3 protein-coding genes and 1 pseudogene are annotated in these 3,728 nt (G+C 69.4%); all 4 read right to left on the reverse strand.

Going from position 1 to position 3,728, the window contains the following annotated elements:
- Positions 1-867 (reverse strand): quaternary amine ABC transporter ATP-binding protein (locus QPR87_RS23300; protein WP_285051541.1); only part of this gene is annotated, 867 nt, incomplete at its 3' end.
- Positions 860-1,750: an ABC transporter permease gene (locus QPR87_RS23305; protein ID WP_285051542.1), complete on the reverse strand. Its 891-nt coding sequence runs from the start codon at positions 1,748-1,750 to the stop codon at positions 860-862. The genes QPR87_RS23305 and QPR87_RS23300, both read right to left, overlap by 8 nt.
- A 75-nt stretch (positions 1,751-1,825) precedes the next feature.
- Positions 1,826-2,827 carry a glycine betaine ABC transporter substrate-binding protein gene (locus QPR87_RS23310; RefSeq protein WP_285051543.1) on the reverse strand — a complete coding sequence of 334 codons (1,002 nt, stop codon included), beginning with the start codon at positions 2,825-2,827 and terminating at the stop codon, positions 1,826-1,828.
- Positions 2,828-3,358: 531 nt separating this feature from the next.
- Positions 3,359-3,728 (reverse strand): annotated as a pseudogene (locus QPR87_RS23315) (TetR/AcrR family transcriptional regulator); the annotation flags it as partial.

A 3,728-nucleotide genomic window follows, 5' to 3' on the forward strand; every position in this document is an offset into this window, starting at 1 on the left:
GTCGAAGCCGTGCTGGGCCAGCATGACCGCGCCGACCTTCAGCACCTTGCCGCGGTCGACATGCTGCACGAAATTCGCCACGTAATCGTCGGCCGGGCGCAGCACGATGTCCTGCGCCGTGCCCTGCTGGATCACCGAGCCGTCGCGCAAAAGCGCGATGCGGTCGCCGATGCGCAGCGCCTCGTCGAGGTCGTGGGTGATGAAGACGATGGTCTTCCTGACCTCCTGCTGCAAATCCAGCAGCACCGTCTGCATGTCGTAGCGGATCAGCGGGTCCAGCGCCGAATAGGCCTCGTCCATCAAGAGGATCGGCGCGTCGTTGGCCAGCGCGCGCGCCAGCCCCACCCGCTGCTGCATGCCGCCCGAAAGCTGGCTGGGATAGCTCTTCTCGAAGCCGGAAAGCCCCACCCGCTCGATCCAGCGCATGGCGGTGCGGTAGCGCTCGGCCTCGGCCATGCCCTGCACCTCCAGCCCGTAGGCGGCATTGTCCAGCACGGTGCGATGCGGCAGCAGCCCGAACTTCTGGAACACCATCGCGGTCCGGTGGCGGCGGAATTCGCGCAGCTCGTCTTTGGACATCCCGACGACGTTGCGGCCCTCGATCACGATCTCGCCCGCGGTGGGCTCGATCAGCCGGTTGATGTGGCGGATCAGCGTCGACTTGCCCGAGCCCGACAGGCCCATGATCACCTGGATGCTGCCCGGCGCGATCTGGATGTTGATGTCGCTGAGCCCCAGCACATGGCCGTGGCGGGCCTGCAGCTCGGCCTTGGTCATGCCGGCGCGCACCGCTGCGACATGGGCCTGGGGGTTCGCGCCGAAGATCTTGTAGAGGTTGCGGATCTCGATGCCGATCGGATCAGTCATGGCTGGCCTCGCGATGTTTCTGCAGCCGCTTGCCCCAGGCCTGGCTGATGCGGTCGAAGAGGATGGCGATGCCGACGATGGCGAAGCCGTTGAACAGCCCCAGGGTGAAATACTGGTTCGAGATCGCCCGCAGCACCGGCTGGCCCAGCCCCTGCACCCCGATCATCGAGGCGATCACCACCATGGCCAGCGCCATCATGATGGTCTGGTTGATCCCGGCCATGATCGTGGGCAGCGCCAGCGGCAGCTGCGCCTTGACCAGCTTCTGCCAGGCGGAGGAGCCGAAGGCGTCGGTGGCCTCCAGCACCTCGGGATCGACCTGCCGGATGCCCAGGTTGGTCAGCCGGATCATCGGCGGCAGCGCATAGATCACCACCGCGATCAGCCCCGGCACCCGGCCGATGCCCAGAAGCATCACCACCGGGATCAGGTAGACGAAGCTGGGCATGGTCTGCATGATGTCCAGGATCGGGCTGACGACCCGCTGCACCCGGGCCGAGCGCGCCATCAGCACCCCCAGCGGCAGGCCGATGGCGATCGACAGGAGCGTGGCGGCCAGCACCATGGAGATGGTCTTCATAGTGTCGTCCCACATGCCGAAGAGCCCGATCAGCACCAGCGTCAGGACCGAGCCGATCACCACCCGCAGGCTGCGGCTGGCGCCCCAGGCAAGGCCGGCCACGACCAGCAGGATCACCGGCCAGGGCGTGCCCAGAAGCAGCCGCTCGAACCAGATCAGCAGGGTCTGCAAGGGGCTGAAGAAGCCCTCGATCAGGTCGCCGTAGCTGCGGGTGAAGCTGCGGAAACCGTTGTCGATGCTGCGCTGCAGCGCGCGCAGCAGGGAATCGCTCAATTGGGGAAAGGACGTGAGCCACGATGTCATGGAGGCCTCGCGCATGGGGGTGCCGGGTCATGGCGGCGGGCGGGCCGGCCGGCCCCCCGCCGCACAGGGATCGCGTCAGAGCGCCGCCTTGATCTTCTCGGCGGCCTCGGGCGTGACCCATTCGGTCCAGGTCGCCTCGTTGCCCCGCAGGAACTCCTTGGCGCCGTCCTCGCCCTGGGCCTGGTTGTCGGTCATCCAGGCCATCAGCGCGTTCACGGTGTCGTTCGACCAGGACCGCCTGGACAGGTAGTCCATCACCTCGGGCGGGGCGGCGTCGGCAAAGCCCTTGGCGACGACGGTCTGCACCTTGTCGGTGGGCCAGTCGTTCTTCTTCGGCTCGGCGCAATCGGCGTTCGAGGTGCAGTTCTGCCACTCGTCCATGTCCAGGGCCACGCCGTGCTCCAGCCGGACCATCTCGTAGCGGCCCAGAAGCGCGGTCGGCGCCCAGTAATAGCCGACCCAGCCCTGCTGGCGCTCGTAGGCGCGCGCGATCGAGCCGTCCAGCCCGGCGGCCGAGCCGGTGTCGACCAGGTTGAACCCCGCCGCCTCGGCGCCGAAGGCCTTGTAGAGCTGGCTGGTGATCACCGTGCCGCCCCAGCCCGCCGGGCCGTTGAAGATGGCGCCCTTCGAGGGGTCCTCGGGATCGGGGAACAGGTCGGGCCGTGCCAGCACGTCGTCGATGGTCTTCAGCTCGGGATTGGCGTCGGCCAGGTATTTCGGGATCCACCAGCCCTGGACGGCGCCGTCGGTCAGGATGTCGCCGGCCACGACGATCCGGTCCTCGGCCAGCCCCGACTGGATGACCTCCGGCACCAGGTCGACCCAGCCTTCCGGCGCCACCTCGGGCTGGCCCTTCTCCACCATCGAGGTCAGCGTCGGCACCGTGTCGCCCTGGATCACCTCGACGGTGCAGCCATAGCCGTTGCCCAGCACGAAGGCGTCCAGCGCCGCGGCGAGCTCGGCGCTTTGCCAGTTCATGCTGGCGATGGTCAGGCTGCCGCAATCGGCCGAGGCGGTGCCGGCCAGCGCCAGGAAGGGCAGCGCGAAGGCGGTGCCGAGAAGATAGGATCGTTTCATGGTCTCGTCTCCCAGTCGCGACGTTGATGATGGCTGCCCGGCCCGTCGCGGAAGGCCGGGTGGCTGGTTCGGGTCAGGACGGGCGGCCTGCCGTCTTGCGCCCCCGCCCGCGGCCCAAGGCCGGCACGGGCGGCGCCCTGCGGATCGGGGTCCTGCGGATCGGGGCGGGCGTGCGCGCCGCCGCCGATGCCACCACTACGGCCCTCGCGAAAGCGGGGTCGCCGCGGCCGAGGGCCGGGGTTGGGACCGGGGTCAGGGCCCGAGCCGGGCGGCCCGGCAGGGTGCGGGCGCGGGGGCAGCGGGGTCCAGTCGGGGCCGGGTCGGGCAATGGCATACCTGCCTTGGGATGGATCGGCCGGCGGCCGCTTGCCGCCGATGCGCCATCTTCCCAGCCGGGACGGCCCCCGGATGCGACGATAACGGCATGTCGTGCGGCAATATCGTCAGCAGGCCCCGGAAAGGCGCCGGGAAAGCAACCGGCAGAGCAACCGGGCGGCGGCCCGGCATCCCGGAGACTGCCCCCCGCGGCCCTCATCGCGGCACCGGGGCCAGGCGGGCGTTGAAGCGGGCGAGCTCGCGCGGCTCGGCGGCCTGCCCGGTATAGATCTCGACATAGGTCGGGATGCGCGCCAGCCGCGTCTCCAGCCCTTCCTGCGCCCGCATCGAGATATAGCCGATCTGCGTCAGGTAGATGGTCCGCGCCCGCACGTCGGCCTCCTGCTCCCCATGCCCCCAGCGCGCCAGCATCCCGCGCAGCGCCGAGAGCCGCGCCTCGTCCGCCGCCGCGACGCGCGTGCCGACCTTGCCGTCCTGCAAGGCCCAGCTGCGCACCGCGAATTCCAGCCGCGCGTCAAAGGCACCAGACAGAAAACACGCCAGAACGTTCAGCATCCCCTCAGCC

The sequence above is a fragment of the Paracoccus sp. SSJ genome (genome assembly GCF_030234105.1).
Lineage (GTDB): Bacteria > Pseudomonadota > Alphaproteobacteria > Rhodobacterales > Rhodobacteraceae > Paracoccus > Paracoccus denitrificans.